General features: G+C 41.4%; 21 protein-coding genes and 1 tRNA gene. All 22 read left to right on the top strand.

Translation table 11 applies throughout. From position 1 onward, the window contains the following. The coding region (locus BN3261_RS00945) for an FAD-dependent oxidoreductase (RefSeq protein ID WP_199874093.1) at positions 1–695 on the top strand (695 nt) is incomplete at its 5' end. A gap of 200 nt (positions 696–895) precedes the next feature. Further along, positions 896–2,218, top strand: a complete 1,323-nt coding sequence (locus tag BN3261_RS00940) for a glutamine synthetase family protein (RefSeq protein WP_059085247.1) — start codon at positions 896–898, stop codon at positions 2,216–2,218. Positions 2,219–2,256: 38 nt separating this feature from the next. After that, positions 2,257–2,811, top strand: coding sequence for an ANTAR domain-containing response regulator (locus BN3261_RS00935; protein WP_015525749.1), 555 nt, complete (start codon positions 2,257–2,259; stop codon positions 2,809–2,811). A gap of 130 nt (positions 2,812–2,941) precedes the next feature. Then, positions 2,942–4,273: an aspartate--tRNA(Asn) ligase gene (gene aspS / locus BN3261_RS00930; RefSeq protein ID WP_059085246.1), complete on the top strand. Its 1,332-nt coding sequence runs from the start codon at positions 2,942–2,944 to the stop codon at positions 4,271–4,273. Between the two features lie 14 nt (positions 4,274–4,287). Further along, on the top strand, positions 4,288–4,581 hold the full coding sequence (gene gatC, locus BN3261_RS00925) for an Asp-tRNA(Asn)/Glu-tRNA(Gln) amidotransferase subunit GatC (RefSeq protein ID WP_015525751.1): 294 nt from the start codon (positions 4,288–4,290) through the stop codon (positions 4,579–4,581). Positions 4,582–4,596: 15 nt separating this feature from the next. Next, on the top strand, positions 4,597–6,069 hold the full coding sequence (gatA, locus tag BN3261_RS00920; RefSeq protein ID WP_059085245.1) for an Asp-tRNA(Asn)/Glu-tRNA(Gln) amidotransferase subunit GatA: 1,473 nt from the start codon (positions 4,597–4,599) through the stop codon (positions 6,067–6,069). Further along, positions 6,066–7,505 carry an Asp-tRNA(Asn)/Glu-tRNA(Gln) amidotransferase subunit GatB gene (gatB, locus tag BN3261_RS00915; RefSeq protein WP_015525753.1) on the top strand — a complete coding sequence of 480 codons (1,440 nt, stop codon included), beginning with the start codon at positions 6,066–6,068 and terminating at the stop codon, positions 7,503–7,505. Before gatA ends, gatB begins: the two co-directional genes overlap by 4 nt. Before the next feature lie 6 nt (positions 7,506–7,511). Next, a complete protein-coding gene (locus BN3261_RS00910) occupies positions 7,512–8,735 on the top strand; it encodes an LL-diaminopimelate aminotransferase (protein ID WP_015525754.1) in 1,224 nt (407 codons plus the stop codon). Between the two features lie 286 nt (positions 8,736–9,021). Next, complete coding sequence (locus BN3261_RS00905; protein ID WP_015525755.1) at positions 9,022–9,348, top strand: cupin domain-containing protein; 327 nt, start codon at positions 9,022–9,024, stop codon at positions 9,346–9,348. Positions 9,349–9,619: 271 nt separating this feature from the next. Beyond that, a tRNA-Leu gene (locus BN3261_RS00900) sits at positions 9,620–9,704 on the top strand. A 183-nt stretch (positions 9,705–9,887) separates the two neighbouring features. Continuing rightward, entirely contained in the window at positions 9,888–10,586 is a 699-nt protein-coding gene (locus BN3261_RS00895) for a hypothetical protein (protein WP_059085244.1), read from the top strand. A 39-nt stretch (positions 10,587–10,625) separates the two neighbouring features. Next, on the top strand, positions 10,626–10,880 hold the full coding sequence (locus BN3261_RS00890; protein WP_059085243.1) for a hypothetical protein: 255 nt from the start codon (positions 10,626–10,628) through the stop codon (positions 10,878–10,880). Beyond that, on the top strand, positions 10,877–11,032 hold the full coding sequence (locus tag BN3261_RS00885) for an integrase (protein ID WP_110925726.1): 156 nt from the start codon (positions 10,877–10,879) through the stop codon (positions 11,030–11,032). The genes BN3261_RS00890 and BN3261_RS00885 overlap by 4 nt, the downstream gene beginning before the upstream one ends. A gap of 267 nt (positions 11,033–11,299) precedes the next feature. After that, positions 11,300–11,632 carry a helix-turn-helix transcriptional regulator gene (locus BN3261_RS00880; RefSeq protein ID WP_059085242.1) on the top strand — a complete coding sequence of 111 codons (333 nt, stop codon included), beginning with the start codon at positions 11,300–11,302 and terminating at the stop codon, positions 11,630–11,632. Between the two features lie 84 nt (positions 11,633–11,716). Then, positions 11,717–12,034 (top strand): VOC family protein, encoded by a 318-nt coding sequence (locus tag BN3261_RS00875; RefSeq protein WP_059085241.1) that lies wholly within the window; start codon positions 11,717–11,719, stop codon positions 12,032–12,034. Positions 12,035–12,039: 5 nt separating this feature from the next. Further along, complete coding sequence (locus BN3261_RS00870; protein ID WP_059085240.1) at positions 12,040–12,576, top strand: flavodoxin family protein; 537 nt, start codon at positions 12,040–12,042, stop codon at positions 12,574–12,576. After that, the gene (locus tag BN3261_RS00865) at positions 12,554–13,534 is read left to right on the top strand and encodes a Gfo/Idh/MocA family oxidoreductase (protein ID WP_059085239.1); all 981 of its coding nucleotides are present in this window, start codon (positions 12,554–12,556) and stop codon (positions 13,532–13,534) included. The genes BN3261_RS00870 and BN3261_RS00865 overlap by 23 nt, the downstream gene beginning before the upstream one ends. A gap of 2 nt (positions 13,535–13,536) precedes the next feature. Further along, the gene (locus BN3261_RS00860; protein ID WP_059085238.1) at positions 13,537–13,986 is read left to right on the top strand and encodes a nucleoside 2-deoxyribosyltransferase; all 450 of its coding nucleotides are present in this window, start codon (positions 13,537–13,539) and stop codon (positions 13,984–13,986) included. Between the two features lie 4 nt (positions 13,987–13,990). Then, complete coding sequence (locus BN3261_RS00855) at positions 13,991–14,446, top strand: nucleoside 2-deoxyribosyltransferase (protein ID WP_059085237.1); 456 nt, start codon at positions 13,991–13,993, stop codon at positions 14,444–14,446. Position 14,447: 1 nt separating this feature from the next. Further along, on the top strand, positions 14,448–15,371 hold the full coding sequence (locus BN3261_RS00850; protein WP_059085236.1) for a radical SAM protein: 924 nt from the start codon (positions 14,448–14,450) through the stop codon (positions 15,369–15,371). A 9-nt stretch (positions 15,372–15,380) separates the two neighbouring features. Next, positions 15,381–16,445, top strand: coding sequence for a hypothetical protein (locus BN3261_RS00845; RefSeq protein WP_059085235.1), 1,065 nt, complete (start codon positions 15,381–15,383; stop codon positions 16,443–16,445). After that, on the top strand, positions 16,442–18,118 hold the full coding sequence (locus BN3261_RS00840; RefSeq protein WP_059085234.1) for a carbamoyltransferase family protein: 1,677 nt from the start codon (positions 16,442–16,444) through the stop codon (positions 18,116–18,118). The genes BN3261_RS00845 and BN3261_RS00840 overlap by 4 nt, the downstream gene beginning before the upstream one ends. The last annotated feature ends 1 nt before the right edge of the window (position 18,119 follow it).

Here is an 18,119-nt window from a genome sequence, read left to right as displayed (position 1 = left end):
TTGCAGTGGATTTCCTGAAACAGGTAACAAAAAGCCTTCTGGATACCGATTTTGCAAAATTCCCATATGAGCTTGCAAAAGGCAAACATGTTCTGGTCATCGGCGGTGGTGATACCGGAAATGACTGTGTGGGAACTTCCATCCGTCTTGGTGCAAAATCCGTAACACAGCTTGAGATGATGCCAAAGCCTCCGGTAACAAGAACACCGTCCAACCCGTGGCCGGAGTGGCCGAAGGTTTTGAAAACCGATTACGGCCAGGAAGAGGCTATTGCAGTATTTGGTCATGACCCGCGAATCTATCAGACAACCGTTACCGAATTTATCAAAGATAAAAAAGGAAATGTCTGCAAGGCAAAGATTGTCAAACTGAAAAGCGTAAAAGACGAAAAGACCGGAAGATTCAACATGGTTCCTATCGAAGGCAGCGAGGAAGTGATTCCTGCAGATGTGGTACTGATTGCAGCAGGTTTCCTCGGAAGCGAGAAATATGTAACCGATGCTTTCCATGTAGCACTGACACCAAGAACCAACGTGGAGACAAAACCGGAGCAGTACGCAACAAGCGTAGACCGTGTATTCACAGCAGGCGATATGCACCGTGGACAGTCACTTGTCGTATGGGCGATCCACGAGGGACGTGAGGCTGCGAAGGCAGTGGATGAATCTCTGATGAGTTATTCATATTTACAGTAAAAAAGTTAAAAATACCAGGGGCAAAGTTCTTTTTGCCCCTAATTTCCTTTAAAAAAAAGTTGACAAAGAATTGACCGATTGCTATAATTACGTCCATGAACAAGGGTGTTCTTCAGGAGCGAAAGCTCTCTGAAGTGCACCCTTTTTCTATTTTTTAGGGTAATTATTTTGTGTGATGAGGAAATAAAGGAGAGAATACTATGGGGAATTATACCAGAGAAGAGATTCTTGCAATGGCAGAGGAGGAAGACGTAGAGTTCATCCGCCTCCAGTTTACAGATATGTTTGGAACTCTGAAAAATATTGCGATCACAGCAAGAGAGCTTCCAAGAGCCCTGGATAACCAGTGCGTTGTATATGGCTCTCATATTGCGGGCATTGTGGGAGAAAAGGAGCCGGATCTGATCCTGTATCCGGATTACGATACTTTTTCAATTCTCCCATGGCGTCCTCAGCAGGGAAAGGTTGCAAGACTGATCTGTGATATGCGCCGTGCAGACGGATCTGAACATGAGATGAGCTCCAGATACATTCTGAAAAAAACAGCGCAGGCAGCAGAAGAGGCAGGATACACCTGCTATGTTGACCCGGAATGCGAGTTTTTCCTGTTTCATATTGATGACAACGGAATGCCTACAACGGTTTCTCACGAAAAAGCCGGATATCTGGATGTAAGTCCGGTGGACTTGGGTGAAAATGCAAGACGTGACATGGTACTGACTCTTGAGGATATGGGATTTGAGGTGGAATCCTCTCATCATGAGACAGCACCCGCACAGCATGAGATCGCCCTTCATTACGGGGAAGCACGTGAGATGGCAGACGAAGTTATAACCTTTAAGATGGCGGTAAGAACTGTAGCCAAACGTCATGGACTTCATGCGACATTTATGCCGAAGCCAAGACGGGAAGTAAACGGTTCAGCCATGCATATCCATTTTTCACTGTTTAAAAATGGAAAAAATATTTTCGTGGATCCGGAGGATCCGTCCAGATTAAGTGAAGAGGCATACTATTTTATCGGAGGTCTTCTGGCTCACAGCCGTGAGATGACTCTGATCACCAATCCGCTTGTAAATTCTTATAAGCGTCTTGTACCTGGATTTGATGCGCCTACAGAGCTGACCTGGACGAGAAATAACCAGAATTCACTGGTAAGGATTTCGAGAGTCAATGGTGCTGATACCAGGATCGAGCTTCGAAGCCCGGATGCTGCATCCAACCCATACCTTGTTTTTGCGGTATGCCTGGCAGCGGGCCTGGATGGAATCCAGAAGAAGATCTATCCTACAAAAGCTTCTAACCGTTCTCTTTCCGAGTCGGATCAGAAGGAACAGGGTATCGAGAATTTACCGGAGAACCTGCGGGAAGCGATCACACTGTTTGAGGACAGCAGCTGGATGAAGGAAATCCTTGGAGAAGCTTTCTGCAAACAGTATGCGCAGGCAAAGAGAAAAGAGTGGTTGCGTTATTCCCAGGAGATTTCCGACTGGGAGATCGAGGAGTATCTGTATCGGATCTGATGAACGAGGCATAATGGGACGAAAGAGAGTGGCGGCTTATGAACACGAGTATCGTGATTGCATTACCGAAAATAGAAGATGCCAAAAAGATCCGCACAGTCCTTAACCGATATGGATTCACGGTGGCGGCAGTATGCAATTCAGGTGCCAATGCCCTTGCCAGTATCTCGGAGCTTGATGGCGGCGTTCTGCTTTGCGGTTATCATCTTCAGGATATGTACTACCGTGATCTTCTGGACTATATGCCGGATTATTTTGAAATGCTGCTTATGGCCTCCCGGGGAGTGATCAGTGAGGCGCCAACATCCATTTTATGCGTGGGAATGCCTCTGAAAGTCGGAGATCTGGTAAATACGGTAAGCATGATGCTTTCCCAGATCGAAAGGCGCTGGAAAAAAGATAAGAAAAAGCCGAAGCAGCGTTCATGGAAAGAACAGAATTATATTTCAAATGCAAAGATGCTTTTAATGGAAAGAAATCACCTGAGCGAGGATGACGCATACCGCTATATCCAGAAATGCAGTATGGATTCCGGGACCAATATGGTGGAGACGGCCCAGATGGTTCTGATGCTTTTATATGATTCTGTGTAAAAAACAACAAAAAACAGCAGAGCGGACAGGAATGATCTGTTCTGAATGACTGATATCACACCGGATCGGGAAAAATTCCGCAGGGGATTTCCTGATTCGGTGAAACTACTTTGAATTGGAGGATGAGGGAATGGAATTTATGGATGGAATCTGTAAGACTAGAGAATGTGCCTGGGATGTGCTTCTTTCTGAGAGCATGAAAGACCAGGAAGCAACAGTGGAAGGTGCAATACACAGCATCCGTAATATGGGTGACGTGGCATTTGTGATACTTCGAAAAAAAGAAGGGCTTTTTCAGACCGTATATGAAAACGACAAGACAAATGTTTCCATTCATGATCTGAAGGAGGCAATGTGTGTGCGCCTCACAGGAACTCTTCATGAGGAAGAAAGAGCGCCTCACGGAAGAGAACTCCGCATCAGCCATGTGGAGATCCTTTCCTCACCTGCAGAGCCTCTTCCGCTGGCCATCGACAAATGGAAGCTGAACACTTCCCTGGAGGCAAAGCTGAATTATCGTCCTATCGCCCTGCGTAATGTGCAGGAGCGTGCAAAATTCAAGATCCAGGAGGCTCTGGTGCGGGCATTTCGTGATTACCTCTATGAGAAGGGGTTCACCGAGATCCACACACCGAAGATCGGAGCCAGAGGTGCAGAGGGTGGTGCAAACCTGTTCAAGCTGAGTTATTTCCATAAACCGGCAGTTCTGGCACAGAGCCCGCAGTTTTATAAACAGATGATGGTAGGTGTTTTTGACCGTGTATTTGAGACCGGCCCTGTATTCCGTGCAGAGAAGCATAACACAAAACGTCATCTGAACGAATATACAAGCCTTGATTTTGAGATGGGCTATATCAACGGATTTGAGGATATCATGGAGATGGAAACCGGATTTCTCCAGTATGCGGTAGAGCTTCTTAAGAAAGACTACGCTCATGAGCTTTCCATTCTGAAGGTGGAGCTTCCGAAGGTGGACAAGATCCCGGCAGTACGTTTTGACAAGGCCAAAGAGCTGGTAGCTGAAAAATATAATCGTAAGATCCGCAACCCATATGATCTGGAGCCGGAGGAAGAAGCGCTGATCGGAAGATATTTCAAAGAAGAATATGATGCTGATTTTGTTTTTGTCACACATTATCCGTCTAAGAAGCGTCCGTTCTACGCAATGGATGATCCGTCAGATGAGAAATTTACATTAAGCTTTGACCTTCTGTTCAAGGGACTTGAGGTAACTACAGGCGGACAGCGTATCCATGATTATCAGATGCTGAAGGATAAGATCGCAGCCCGTGGTATGGATGAAGAGGGTATGGAGCAGTACCTGGATACCTTCAAGCATGGAATGCCGCCTCACGGAGGACTTGGAATCGGACTGGAACGTCTTACCATGCAGATCCTCGGAGAAGAAAACGTTCGTGAGACCTGTCTGTTCCCACGTGATATGAACAGACTTGAGCCGTAATAAGGAGAAAAAAGATGGCAAAGATAATCGATGATGAAACAATGGAAAATGTCTGCATCCTTGCAAAGCTTTCTCTGACAGAGGATGAAAAGGAAAAAGCAAAAGAGGACATGCAGAAGATGCTGGACTATGTAGACAAGCTGGATGAGCTTGACACCTCTTCCGTAGAGCCCATGTCCCATATTTTTGAGGACGAAAACGTATTCCGTGAGGATGTTGTGACAAACGGAGATAATCATGAGGCAATGCTTGCCAATGCACCGAAGCAGAAAGAAAACCAGTATCAGGTTCCGAAAACAATTGGATAAGACAGGAGACAGGACATGGATTTGGGAAAATTAACCGCATTACAGCTTGCGGAAAAGATCAAGCAGCATCAGATAAGCGTCCTGGACGGTGTGAAATACGTATTTGATCAGATCGAAGCAAAAGAGGACAAGGTCCACGCTTATCTTGATACTTACAAAAAAGAAGCCTATGCAAGAGCAAAAGAGGTACAGAAAGGCATTGAGGATGGAACCTATACAGGACCTCTTGCCGGTGTACCTATTGCAATTAAGGATAATATCTGCATCAAGGGAAAAACAACTACCTGTGCATCGAAGATCCTTGAGAATTTTGTGCCGCAGTACAATGCCGAGGTTATTGACCGTCTGGAACAGGCAGGTCTTGTGATCATCGGAAAGACAAACATGGATGAGTTCGCCATGGGAAGTACCACAGAAACATCCGCTTACGGCGTCACCAGAAACCCGTGGGATCTGGAGCGTGTTCCGGGAGGATCTTCTGGCGGCTCCTGTGCGGCAGTGGCAGCAGGCGAGACTTATCTGGCATTGGGTTCTGATACCGGCGGTTCCATCCGTCAGCCAAGCTCCTACTGCGGCGTTACCGGAATCAAACCGACCTACGGAACGGTATCTCGTTACGGACTGGTTGCCTATGCATCCTCTCTGGACCAGATCGGACCGGTAGGAAAGGATGTTGCGGACTGTGCGGCACTTCTTGAGGTCATTGCCGGACACGATGCCAAGGACAGCACCTCCATGAAGAGAGAGGATCTTGATTTCTCCGCTTCTATGACAGATAAGATCGTGGGAATGAAATTCGGCGTGCCGAAGGAATATCTCTCAGAGGGACTGAACCCGGAGGTAAAAGAGGACTTTATGAATACGCTGAAGGACCTTACTGAGATGGGCGCAGTGGTAGAATTTTTCTCCATGAAGACAACAGAATATATGATCCCTGCTTACTACATCATTGCCAGTGCAGAGGCCAGCTCCAACCTGGAGCGCTTTGACGGCGTGAAGTATGGCTTCCGTGCAAAAGAGTACGAGGGACTTCATGATATGTACAAGAAGACAAGGACCGAAGGCTTCGGCGAGGAAGTAAAGCGCCGTATCATGCTTGGCTCCTTTGTGTTAAGCTCCGGTTACTACGATGCTTACTATCTGAAAGCACTTCGCACAAAAGCCCTTATCAAAAAGGAATTTGACCAGGCCTTTTCCAAATATGACGTTCTTCTTGCACCGGCATCTCCGTTTACCGCGCCGAAGCTGGGAGAGAGCCTGAAAGACCCTCTTGCCATGTATCTTGGCGATATTTATACGGTAGCAGTAAACCTGTGCGGACTTCCCGGAATCACAGTTCCATGCGGAAAAGACGCAGCCGGCCTTCCAATCGGTATCCAGATGATCGGTGACTGCTTCAAAGAAAACAACCTGTTCCGCGCAGCACACGCATATGAGAAAAAACGCGGTGATTTCGGAACAGCAATGGAAGGGGGAGAAAAGGCATGAAACAGTATGAGACAGTCATAGGACTTGAGGTGCATGTGGAGCTTGCCACAAAAACAAAGATCTTCTGCGGATGCTCCACAGAATTCGGAGGCGCACCGAATACACATACCTGCCCGGTCTGCACCGGTATGCCGGGCTCTCTTCCGGTCCTCAACAAAAAAGTGGTAGAGTTTGCCATCAAGGCAGGTCTTGCGGCAAACTGTCATATCCATCAGTACTGTAAGTTTGACCGTAAGAACTTTTTTTACCCGGATAACCCCCGGAATTATCAGATCTCTCAGCTGTATCTGCCGATCTGCTATGACGGAGCTGTTGAGATCGAGACTTCCGCAGGCAAAAAGACCGTACGTATCCATGAGATGCATATGGAGGAGGATGCCGGTAAGCTGATCCATGATGAGTGGGAAGACTGCTCCCTGGTTGACTATAACCGAAGCGGGGTACCGCTGATCGAGATCGTATCCGAACCGGATATGAGAAGCTCCGAGGAGGTTATCGCTTATCTGGAAAAGCTCCGCTGCACCATGCAGTATCTTGGAGTTTCTGACTGCAAGCTCCAGGAGGGATCCATGCGTGCCGATGTCAACCTTTCTGTCCGTGAGGTGGGAAGTGAGACCTTCGGAACAAGGACGGAGATGAAGAACCTGAACTCCTTCAAGGCCATTGCGAGAGCGATCGAGGGAGAGAGAGAACGTCAGATCGAGCTTCTGGAGGAAGGCAGAGCCGTTGTACAGGAGACAAGAAGATGGGACGATAACAAAGAGTCTTCCCATGCAATGCGTTCCAAGGAGGATGCAAAGGATTACCGTTACTTCCCGGACCCGGATCTTCCGCCGATCCACATTTCCGATGCAAGGATCGAAGAGCTGCGTACTTCCATTCCGGAGCTTCGTGAAGCCAAGATAGAGCGGTATCAGAAGGAGTATGAGCTTCCGGCTTATGATGCAGGGATCCTGACCGAATCCAGACATCTGGCAGGACTTTTTGAGGAGACAGCGGTTCTTCTCGGAAATCCGAAAAAGGTGGCGAACTGGTTTATGGTGGAGGTTCTCCGTCTGACAAAGGACAAGGGCCTTGATCCGGAAAAGGTAAGCTTTACACCGAAGCATCTGGCAGACCTTCTTTCCATGGTGGAGAAAAAAGAGGTCAGCGCACAGAATGCCAAGAAAGTGTTTGAAAAAGTATTTGACGAGGATATTGATCCGGTTGTATATATAGAAGAGAATGGTCTTAAGATCGTAGAAGATACAGGCCTTCTCACCGAAACTGTGAAAAAGATCGTAGATGCCAACCCCGGACCGCTGGCAGAGCTTCTGGGCGGCAAGGACAAGGTTATGGGATTTTTCGTAGGACAGCTGATGAGAGAGTTGAAAGGCAAGGCAAATCCTGACAGCGTCAGAAAAGCACTGGCAGAGGAAATTGAGAGAAGGAGATAAAATACTATGGTGACAGTAAATCAGAATTATTTAAAACTTCCGGGAAGCTATCTGTTTTCCAATATCGCAAAGAAGGTAAGTGCATATAAGGAGGCCAATCCGGAATCTAAGGATTCTGTGATCAGTCTTGGAATCGGTGATGTGACACAGCCCCTTGCACCGGCGATCATCGATGCCCTTCATAAATCCGTAGACGAGATGGCACACGCAGAAACCTTCCACGGATATGCTCCGGATCTCGGATATGAGTTCTTAAGAAGTGCCATTGCAAAAAATGATTATCAGTCCAGAGGCTGCGACATCAGCGCAGACGAGATCTTTGTTTCCGATGGAGCGAAAAGTGATTCCGGAAACATCCAGGAGATCTTCGGACTGGATAACAAGGTTGCAGTCTGCGACCCGGTTTATCCTGTATATGTAGATACCAACGTTATGGCAGGACGTACAGGTCTTTATAACAAAGAGCGTGAGAACTTTGATGGTGTGATCTATATGCCCTGCAAAGAGGAGAACGGATTTCTTCCGGAGATCCCGGCAGATGAGGTACCGGATCTGATCTATCTCTGCTTCCCGAACAATCCCACCGGTGGTGCGATCACAAAGGCTGCTCTTCAGGAGTGGGTTGACTACGCCAACAAAAACGGCTGCGTGATCATCTATGATGCAGCATATGAGGCATATATTTCCGAGGAGGATGTCCCGCACAGCATTTATGAGTGCGAGGGTGCGAGAACCTGTGCCATCGAGCTTCGAAGCTTTTCCAAAAATGCTGGCTTTACAGGCGTTCGTCTTGGCTTTGCCGTTGTTCCGAAGGAACTGGTGCGTGATGGCGTAGAACTTCACAGTCTCTGGGCAAGACGTCACGGAACCAAGTTTAACGGTGCCCCGTACATTGTACAGAGAGCAGGCGAGGCTGTTTACTCTCCGGAGGGAAAAGCACAGCTGAAGGAGCAGATCGCTTATTATATGCGTAATGCAAAGACGATCCTCGAAGGACTTTCCGCAGCAGGATTTTCCGTGTCCGGTGGAAAAAATGCCCCATACATCTGGCTGAAAACACCGGATCAGATGACCTCCTGGGAGTTCTTTGATTATCTCCTTGAGAAAGCACACATCGTAGGAACACCAGGTTCAGGCTTTGGTGCACATGGTGAGGGATATTTCCGTCTGACAGCATTCGGAAGCTATGAGAATACTCTTGAGGCAATTGAGAGAATTAAAAATCTGTAATATGAGTATAAATTGCGGAGCAGGTCTTTGGAAAAGAGCTGCTTCGTTTTTTAACCGGATCAAAGAAGTATCCTGCTTCAATTGCGAATAGAAGCTCCCGGCAGGGTTGCGAAAAGCAATAAGCAGTGGGAAAAATTTGCCTGTAAGTTAATTTGTGAAAATAATAATAAGGATTGCGAAAATTTATCATATCATTTATAATTGTACAGGAAGTAAGGCACAGGCCGCAGAAAGCCTGTGTTCATAAAATTTCACAATTTACGCAATCACGAAAGGGGATTTTATCATGGGTATCAGAAGAGTAGAAAATATGTGCGGCGGTAAAGGCCATGTGATCATCAAAGACATTCTTGAGGGAGACGAGCTGAAGGGAAAATGCGGACTTTACGCACAGGTTACCATCGAAAAAGGATGTTCTCTGGGATACCATGAGCATCATGGCGAGACAGAAACCTACTATATCTTAAGCGGTGAAGGCGAGTACGACGATAACGGCGTGAAACGCCCGGTAAAGGCCGGCGACATCACCATCACACCAGATGGAAAAGGACACGGTCTTACCAACACAGGCGACACAGATCTTGTGTTCATGGCACTGATCATTTTTGACTGATCCATATAGAAAAAAACAGAAGTGAGACAGAAGGGCGGCCTTTTTGAAGAGGCTGCTCTTTTTACGACTGAGGCGTAACCTGTGTCGGAGTATAAATTCTGGGATGAAAGATTCTCTGTCTCAGATTGTTATTAAACGAAATGTATTAATTGTATAAACAAAAAATATTTTTGGATTTTTTTAGAAAAAACTGTTGACATACAAAAAACACTTTGCTATACTATCACTTGTCGCGAGGGAGAAGATAAAGAATTCCAAAGAAATGCGATATGCGGAAGTGTCGGAACTGGCAGACGAGCAAGACTAAGGATCTTGTGAGCATTGCGCTCGTGTGGGTTCAAGTCCCATCTTCCGCATTTTTTATTTAGGAAACCTGCATCTGGAAACGGATGCAGGTTTTTTGTAAATTATTCTGTGTAAACCTCTCAGATTGATGATAAAATCATAGGTTTATAGAATACAAAAATATAATGTGATGGGCTGAATGGCATACTTTGCTGTTCAGCCTGTTGTTTATTTAGTAGCATGGATTCTATTGCATGTCAAGGGCACCCGAGAAAATCGGGCGTTTATTTACCCTTTATATGCGATTGGATCTGGAGACCATTCTTATTACGGTTAAAAATAGCATTCTATTAGGAAATACTAATACATTTGAAATTAACTCATTTTCCTATGGAGGTGTAAGTTATCCTACAGAAGATGCTCTTTCCAAAATAGAAGAAATCAGAAATTATGTCAATGATACAGTCGACGAAGTGTTGAAGGAAATTTTAAATCAGCTTCCTAACTGTATTTCTAATGGACAAAGAATTCAAGAAATACATTATAAACAGGTTTATTCAGAGCACGAAGGAAAAACATGTGTGGAGTACATTTCTTTTTTCATTGACGCTCCAAATGATATTTCGGATTTACCATCCGAAATAATAGTATATCCGCTGATAATCAAACCTAATAATGAAATATATAGTTTTGACTTTCGATTTGAGAGGATTTTTATTAGAAAGCAGGGCTCGGACGAAAATGCTATTGTCGGTATAGCTACTTTAAAAAATGAGCTTGATACAAACGAATTTTATAGAGTGTATGAAGTAACTGCATGCAGACAAATTGAGTATGCTTTATATCTTGCTACTTTTAAAGAAACGTACAAGGAGCAGAAATTGCATATGAATATATATGCAATGGATGGTACTATGCTTTTCATAAGAGATGAAGAACAAAAAAGTGAATAAAGCAAAGAGCCCTCCTGGTCAGGAAGGTTTAGTGCATCTATGCCCTTCTACGCAAGAAGAAACGCCGTCATTTCTCTTCTGAAAACGAACATCAGGGAAACGGTCTTTGATGACCTTGAAGCAAGGATTGCGGCAATTGATGAACAGCTCGTGGAACTTCAGCAGCAGATGCTCGACAACTCCGACGACAACGTATTGGTCGAAGAACTGGGGCTTAGATGGATGACCTTCGGGGAGACTGTCAGGATATCCTTGCCGAGGCGGCAGAACGAACTGACCCGCAGACACGAATGAACGATATGGTTGCCTTCCTGGAAGAAATGCCCGCAGCCAGTACGGAGTACAGCGAAGCCCTCACTAGAAGGCTGGTTGAGAGGATTACCATTTTCGATGAGAAGATTGTGGTGGAACTGAAATCCGGCCTTCAGATGGAAGTGGAAGAGTAAAGAAAATATGGACACAAAGCGAAACCTGGAGCCGACTTTTTTGGTCAGTTCCGGGTGATTTTTTTATGCATAGTCAATATATTCCATCTCCAAAAGCACAAAACATGGGACCAAAGTAATCGCTTAAGCGCTTACGGACCAAAATTTATATAGTCTATAAAAATTAGGGTGATAGTATGAATATATTCACGACACATTGACAATATTGGCGACGTTATATATAATAAGGGATAATTGGTGTACTTTACACTTGGAACAAATGTGGATATGAAAGGAATAGCTATGACAGGAACGAAAGGACAATGGTTTATATCGGATGATACTAAGAAGGAATGCATCACTGCTTTGGTTTCGGAACTAAAAGTGTTAAGAGCGAAAGCAAATATCTCTCAAGATGATTTGGCAAAAATACTTAGCATCTCTAGGCAGACGTACTGTCAAATAGAAAATGGGAATAAAGATATGTCTTGGAATATTTATCTTTCACTTATTTTTTTCTTTGAGTCTTTAGAAGAAACATCAAAGTTGATTTCGTTATTTGGAATATACCCAGAGGAGTTTGTTAGGCAATTTAAAGTAAATTCACAAGATAAATTATGATACGATACACAAGCGATAGACAGTTTTATGCACATATAGTGTCGGTGGAAAAATAGGCTAATTAATAAAATGGGAGGGATAGAGATGATTCAACTTCATCATGTGGCAATTGCGGTAAACGATTTTGATAAATATGTCGATTTATTTGTGCGTTTAGGATTGAATATACAAAGAATTACAGGTGAAGCGCCTAATAGACAGCTTTGGTTTGAGGAAGGAATTCAACTGAAAGAGTCGTGCAATGATATTAGTACAGATGGCATTGATCATATAGCGTTAGGTACTGACAATCGTACCGATATCATTAAAACAGCGATAGGAAGCGATTGTAGCTCGATTAAGGAAAAGGATAATTGGTTTAGACTTCCTAACGGAATCAGTATCGAACTGATGGGGGATTGATAGACATGAAAGTAGTGGTGATTACGGGAAGTGGCAGACGCAGAGGCACTTCAAGTTATCTTGCTGATGAGTTTATTCGTGGTTGTATAGAAAATGATAATGAGGTATTTCGGTTTGATTCTGCTTTTATGAAAGTGAATCCTTGCATTGGTTGTAACAAATGCAGAAAAGAAGGGATATGTTGTTGGAAAGATGATTTTCAAATACTAGTCCCGCATCTTCTTGCAGCGGATGAAGTAGTTTTTGTAACACCTGTGTATTATATGTGCATGACAGCCCAACTGAAAATGACCATAGATAGAATGTATCAACTAGAGAAAACAGATGGATTTAGAGGCGCTAAGAAATATATTGTGCTTAGTAGCGCTTGGGATTGTGATGAATCTGTTTTTGATCCTTTGATGAATACTGTAAAGAATTTTTGCAAGTTCCTCAGGTGGAATTATGAAGGAGCTGTATTGGCAGCTGGAGTAGATGCAAGAGAAGAAATTGAAAAAACTTCTTATGGAAGGGACGCATATGAATTGGGAAGACAGCAATAACATTCTTAACATTGGTATAATCGGGGCTGGATTTGCAGCAGGAGTTCACTCTAAAGCATTAAAATCAATAGATTGTTCTATGAGGCAATACATATTTGATGTCAATGATGAAATTGCTAAGAGGTTTTCAGATGAATATGACTGTAAAGCTGCAAAGACCTTAGATGATTTATTTGATTCTGTGGATGCTGTGATTATTGCCACACCAGTTTGGACTCATTTTGATTTTGTGAGAAAAGCATTAGAGCATAACAAGCACATTCTCTGTGAAAAACCAATGGCACAGAGTTATGCTGAAGCTAAGGAAATGTGTGGCTTATCCGAAATAACAAGTGTGATTTGTGCGGTTGGATTTAATTATAGGTTTTTTGACATTACAAAAAGCTTACAAAATGAGATAAAGAATACAACTGTTGAAGAAATACATCTTTCAATTCGAAGGTTATTTCGAAATGATTGGCGAAGGGATGAAACTAGTGTACTCTCAGATTTGGGCATTCATTTAATTGATCTACTCTCCATTTTAAGTGGAGGAAAAATTGATGTGGATTGTTGCAAAACGCAAATGAAATACATTAATGCATGTGATTACGAATCAATAGTTAAGGGGTACACTGACAATAACATCGCATTTTGCTTAGAAGCAGCAAGAATTGATAATCCTAAAGATGTGCGGTTCTTTGTTCAAATAAAATGCGACAGGAAAATAATTAAGTATGACTCAAGAACTATGCAAATATATTCTGTTACAGAAGGCGGCAAGACACAAATGAAATCATTATCAAACGAAATTAATAAAGAAGATTTTTTTGATTTTTATGATTCTATAATGCTACAAGATAAAGAATGGGTAGCGGCTATTCGTGGCAAGAATAATTTTGTAGTTGCTTCTTTTAACGATGGCTACCAGTCCCAGATCGCTTTGGATAGAATATTACAGTTAAATGATTCGAGGTAAAAATGAAAAAAATATTTATAGGATGTCCAATTACAAAGTATATAGAAAACAATACATTTACAGATGAAATGTTTAGATGTTTCATGGAGAAAATGTATGATCTTTGTACTCATTACGCTGACGAAGTATTTTTGGCTCTGAAACGAGAACAATATGGCAAAAACTTAATGACGGATACTTGCACAGAATTGGATTATAAAGAGATGAAAACTTCTGATATTATCGTTGCAATTCCTGAAGATTCTAAAGGAACTGCAGTTGAATTAGGATGGGCTAGTGCTATGAAGAAAAAAATAGTTCTCATTCTAAATAAAGGCAAAAGATATACGCCTTTGATTTCTGGGCTTGAAGATATTACAGATACTCTTATTATTTGGTACGACAAGTCATTGGACGACCAAGTGTTACACAATGTTTCATTGACCTTAGATACATTAAGTGAAGGATTGTAAAAATATGAACAAAATATTTATTGCTTGTCCATTTATTAAATATGTTGATGGAACAGGTTTTACTAATGAGAGTTATAAAAAATTCACAGAAGATTTATACGAATTATGTTTGAAATTTGCACCTAATGTTTTTTTGGCACTTAAAAGAGAGGAGTACGGTGCTAAGCCGTTAGATGTTTATTCATGCAAAATGGATTTGGATGAATTGGTAAATTCAGATATAATCATTGCCGTGCCAGATGATTCTATGGGAGTAGCAGTAGAATTGGGGTGGGCCAGTGCGTATAATAAATTCATTGTGATATTGTTAAACGAAAAACAAAGTTATAGCGCTTTGGTGAAGAATATAACTACAATTACGCCGGGACATGTTATTTGGTATAACGGTGAAGAGAAAAATGCATTGCCAGAAATAGATAGTTTCTTGGAAACAGTAAGGGCTAGCAAAGGTGAAATCTAAAATGAATTCAAAAGTTTTATATATAAGAGTAAATAAAAATTGCAATGCACGATGTTTTATGTGTGATTTCTGGAAAAACCCAAAGATGGAGATATCAGAAGATCAGTTTAGAAATGTATTGTCTCAATTTGAGTCTGTAGAATTAGTTCGTTTTACAGGTGGTGAACCGCTTCTGTGCGATCAATTGCCTCAATATATCAGAATGTGCCATGAACTAGGTATAAAAACCTCTGTTATTACTAATGGTTTATTATTGGAAGATAAGCTTAGTAGTTTAGTCGATAACGGTTTAAATCAAATTATCATAAGCGTTGATGGACCCTTGCCTAGAGTGCACGATAGAATCAGGGGGACGGATGGTCTATTTAGGAAAATTGAAAATTCTTTAAGCCTGATCAATCGTTGCTACCCGGATTTACATACGCGTGTAAACACAGTTGTTAGTCATAATAATATTTCACAGTTGTCTTTACTTGCGAATTGGTTGAAACAAAATCGAGTAGAACAGTGGTCTATTATACCTATCAAGATGGATGGATATATATGGAAAGATAAAATCGGGTTAAATGAGTTTCGCCAGTATTACGAGCAATTTCAAATGGCAATATTACAATCAGAAGTGAAACTATTGGGGTATTCCGGAAAATGGGCAGGAAGTATAGATGACTTTTGGCATGGTCAATATACAATTCATCCGCAGAATAAATGCAATCTTGTAAAATACATGTCATTCTATGACCCGTTTTCAAATCATATTTTCCCTTGCAATTGTGTACCACACCGAAGTCGTGGCTTCGCTGATATACAGGAGGAAAGAGTTTGGTACTATGAGAATGGATACATGCACTGTAAAGGTTGTGAACCACTAAATGCATATTGCTCTGATTTTCCAGAAGTGGTTGAGAATGATGTTTTTGATATATAGGGAGGAATCATGAGAGTATTAGCATGCGCGGTTGGTTTTGGATTAGGACCAAGTGGGAAACTCTGTTCCGTGGTTGAAAATAATAAACATTATGAATGGTATGCTTGTGGGGATGAGTTGAATCTATCAGTATATGATAGCAACCCTTTCTTTGATGTATGTTGGTCGCGAGATAAAAAAGAAATTCAAACATTCATAGAAAGATATGATATCCACTATGCAGTCAATGTATTGGATCCAGAGTTGGCAACTTTTCTTGAAGACATGGGGGTAAAAGTTCTTTATATTGATAGTTTACCATTTATGTGGACTGGAGCTGACTATATTCCTAATAATGTATATGCTTATTGTGGACAAAAATATCCGGATTACAAACCTAATTCAGCATTAAGTTCTGTGAAAAATTATATTTGGGTTGAACCGATTATTCCAAACTTTACTGTCAAAGAGCAAGAGGATTACATAGTACTTAATTTTGGCGGACTTCATTCCCCTTTTGGAGATGGTACAGAATATTTTAATTTAGTAATGGATGCACTTATAAAAGTGGTTGGCAGCGAAAAGATATATATCACTGGCGGGAGAAATGTTGTTGAGTTGGTTAAGAAAAACTATCCTCAATACTGTTGTAAAACATATTCACATTTAGACTTTTTAAAACTTGTGTCTGGTGCATCAAAGTTTTTTACATCACCTGGCTTAACAACGATTTATGAGACATATGGAATGAATATTAAAACAATTATTCTTCCTCCACAAAATCTAAGCCAGTTTTATAATGTGTCTGTTGCTAAGAATATTTGTAAAGAAGTTAAAGTGGTTGACTGGGAGTATGATTCTCTGAGTGAAAAAGCACTCGAACAATTTAAGGACGAACCCGAAGAAAAAACAGTTCAATACATATATGAGCAAATAAAGTCTTTATTTTACAATGATGATTATCGATGTTCGTTAGAATTGCGGTTACGTTCTTTTATGAATGAATCCTATAAGAAAAATAGTTTTACTTCATTTGGAACAAATGGTTTGCAACAAATATCTGTAATATTGAAAAAAATGGTGGAGGAATTATGATTATACTTGGAGTTAATTTTTTCTTTGAACACTCATCAGTTTCTGTGATTATAGATGGAAAATTAGTTTATTCAGCAGAAGAAGAACGTTTTAGTGGCATTAAGGGTGGTAAACGATATAGCCCGTATAGTGTTCACTTTCCCTATAAAGCTATGTATTCAGCTTTAGATTATTTGGATATTAATATTAAGGAGGTTGATGCAATAGCATTATCGTATGATAAATGGGACCATATAAAGGGATTGTTTTCAAAAAGGTGGTCATATTACGATGATTTTTATGCACTTCGTTCTTTATTTCACACCAAAAGGATTCTAAGTAGCGATTATGAAATGTTCCAGTATATGTCTGATCGTATGTTGCCGGAAGATATAAAAAAGGTGCCATTATTGTTTTATAATCACCATATGTCTCATGCTGCATCTGCATACTGTTTCTCGGGATTTGAAAAAAGCCTTGTTTTCGCAGCGGATTGTTGTGGCGAAAAAAGTTGTACATCGTTATACATTGGATCGCCAAATGGGTTAAAAAAGATAAAATCATTTGATATTCCCGATTCATTAGGTATTTTGTACACTGTCGTCACAAAGCATCTTGGTTTTAATTCATTTCAGGACGAGTTTAAGGTGATGGGACTTGCTTCTTATGGGAATAATACCTATTTGGAAGCTTTTAAAAACATTATCACCTTTAATGAAAAAGGTGAATACAAAATAAATGAACAGAAAATGTTTAATTTAAGTGCATATTTAGGACCGGCTCGAAAAAAAGGAGAAGAAATAAATCAGCGACATAAAGATATAGCAAAATCACTTCAAACTATTTTAGAGACAATATTAGTCAAGTTATTTACATATTATAGAAATAAAACAGGAATCACAAATCTTTGTATGGCTGGCGGAGTTGCGCTAAACTGTGTGGCAAACGGCAAAATTTCGGATGAGAAAATATTCGATAGAATATTTGTTCAGCCTGCTTCAAGCGATGCTGGAACGTCTATGGGTGCAGCCGCACTAGCGTATAATAAATACAAAGGAAATATGCAGATTTCTTTTGACAATATGTATTTGGGAACTGAATATAAGAATGAAATGATAGGAAAACTGATTTCTGATGCAAAACTTAAAGCTTCCTTTTTGAATGACGATGGGATGGTTGTTGAGGCCGCAAAAAGAATGGCTGACGGTCAGATTGGTGGAATTTTCAGAGGTAGAATGGAGGCTGGACCACGTGCTCTTGGAAATCGAAGTGTAATAGCTAGTCCGGCACCGAGTGATATGTTAAAAAGAATTAATAACATTAAGGGTCGAGAGATGTTTAGACCTATTGCTCCAATCGTCAAAGAAGATAAATTTGAGGATTTTTTCATTGGAGAAAAGAATCAATATATGTTGTTTACTTGTACTGTACGAAATGATAGGGCAAGTTGCATTCCTGCAGTAACACACGTTGATAAATCATCACGGGTACAGACGGTTACAATGCAATCAAATAAGTTTATATATTCTTTGATTGATGAATTTGAAAGAATTACAGGTCTGCCTGTGATTATAAATACATCTTTGAATTTTAGAGGGAAACCAATTGTAGAGAACCCAACAGATGCAATTGGTAGTTTCTACTCTTCTGGATTGGATTTTTTGATTCTTGGGAATTATCTATTGGAGAAATAAT

Source organism: Blautia massiliensis (ex Durand et al. 2017), assembly GCF_001487165.1.
GTDB lineage: Bacteria > Bacillota > Clostridia > Lachnospirales > Lachnospiraceae > Blautia_A > Blautia_A fusiformis.
The sequence above is the reverse complement of the archived record's forward strand: the minus strand, read 5'-3'. Positions and strand labels throughout refer to the sequence as shown.

Excerpts from the sequence above, each read along its gene's own strand:
- BN3261_RS00940 (WP_059085247.1), top strand. The coding sequence starts at position 896 with ATGGGGAATTATACCAGAGAAGAGATTCTTGCAATGGCAGAGGAGGAA.
- BN3261_RS00935 (WP_015525749.1), top strand. The coding sequence starts at position 2,257 with ATGAACACGAGTATCGTGATTGCATTACCGAAAATAGAAGATGCCAAA.
- aspS (WP_059085246.1), top strand. The coding sequence starts at position 2,942 with ATGGAATTTATGGATGGAATCTGTAAGACTAGAGAATGTGCCTGGGAT.
- gatC (WP_015525751.1), top strand. The coding sequence starts at position 4,288 with ATGGCAAAGATAATCGATGATGAAACAATGGAAAATGTCTGCATCCTT.
- gatA (WP_059085245.1), top strand. The coding sequence starts at position 4,597 with ATGGATTTGGGAAAATTAACCGCATTACAGCTTGCGGAAAAGATCAAG.
- gatB (WP_015525753.1), top strand. The coding sequence starts at position 6,066 with ATGAAACAGTATGAGACAGTCATAGGACTTGAGGTGCATGTGGAGCTT.
- BN3261_RS00910 (WP_015525754.1), top strand. The coding sequence starts at position 7,512 with ATGGTGACAGTAAATCAGAATTATTTAAAACTTCCGGGAAGCTATCTG.
- BN3261_RS00905 (WP_015525755.1), top strand. The coding sequence starts at position 9,022 with ATGGGTATCAGAAGAGTAGAAAATATGTGCGGCGGTAAAGGCCATGTG.
- BN3261_RS00895 (WP_059085244.1), top strand. The coding sequence starts at position 9,888 with ATGTCAAGGGCACCCGAGAAAATCGGGCGTTTATTTACCCTTTATATG.
- BN3261_RS00890 (WP_059085243.1), top strand. The coding sequence starts at position 10,626 with ATGCCCTTCTACGCAAGAAGAAACGCCGTCATTTCTCTTCTGAAAACG.
- BN3261_RS00885 (WP_110925726.1), top strand. The coding sequence starts at position 10,877 with ATGAACGATATGGTTGCCTTCCTGGAAGAAATGCCCGCAGCCAGTACG.
- BN3261_RS00880 (WP_059085242.1), top strand. The coding sequence starts at position 11,300 with ATGAAAGGAATAGCTATGACAGGAACGAAAGGACAATGGTTTATATCG.
- BN3261_RS00875 (WP_059085241.1), top strand. The coding sequence starts at position 11,717 with ATGATTCAACTTCATCATGTGGCAATTGCGGTAAACGATTTTGATAAA.
- BN3261_RS00870 (WP_059085240.1), top strand. The coding sequence starts at position 12,040 with ATGAAAGTAGTGGTGATTACGGGAAGTGGCAGACGCAGAGGCACTTCA.
- BN3261_RS00865 (WP_059085239.1), top strand. The coding sequence starts at position 12,554 with ATGAATTGGGAAGACAGCAATAACATTCTTAACATTGGTATAATCGGG.
- BN3261_RS00860 (WP_059085238.1), top strand. The coding sequence starts at position 13,537 with ATGAAAAAAATATTTATAGGATGTCCAATTACAAAGTATATAGAAAAC.
- BN3261_RS00855 (WP_059085237.1), top strand. The coding sequence starts at position 13,991 with ATGAACAAAATATTTATTGCTTGTCCATTTATTAAATATGTTGATGGA.
- BN3261_RS00850 (WP_059085236.1), top strand. The coding sequence starts at position 14,448 with ATGAATTCAAAAGTTTTATATATAAGAGTAAATAAAAATTGCAATGCA.
- BN3261_RS00845 (WP_059085235.1), top strand. The coding sequence starts at position 15,381 with ATGAGAGTATTAGCATGCGCGGTTGGTTTTGGATTAGGACCAAGTGGG.
- BN3261_RS00840 (WP_059085234.1), top strand. The coding sequence starts at position 16,442 with ATGATTATACTTGGAGTTAATTTTTTCTTTGAACACTCATCAGTTTCT.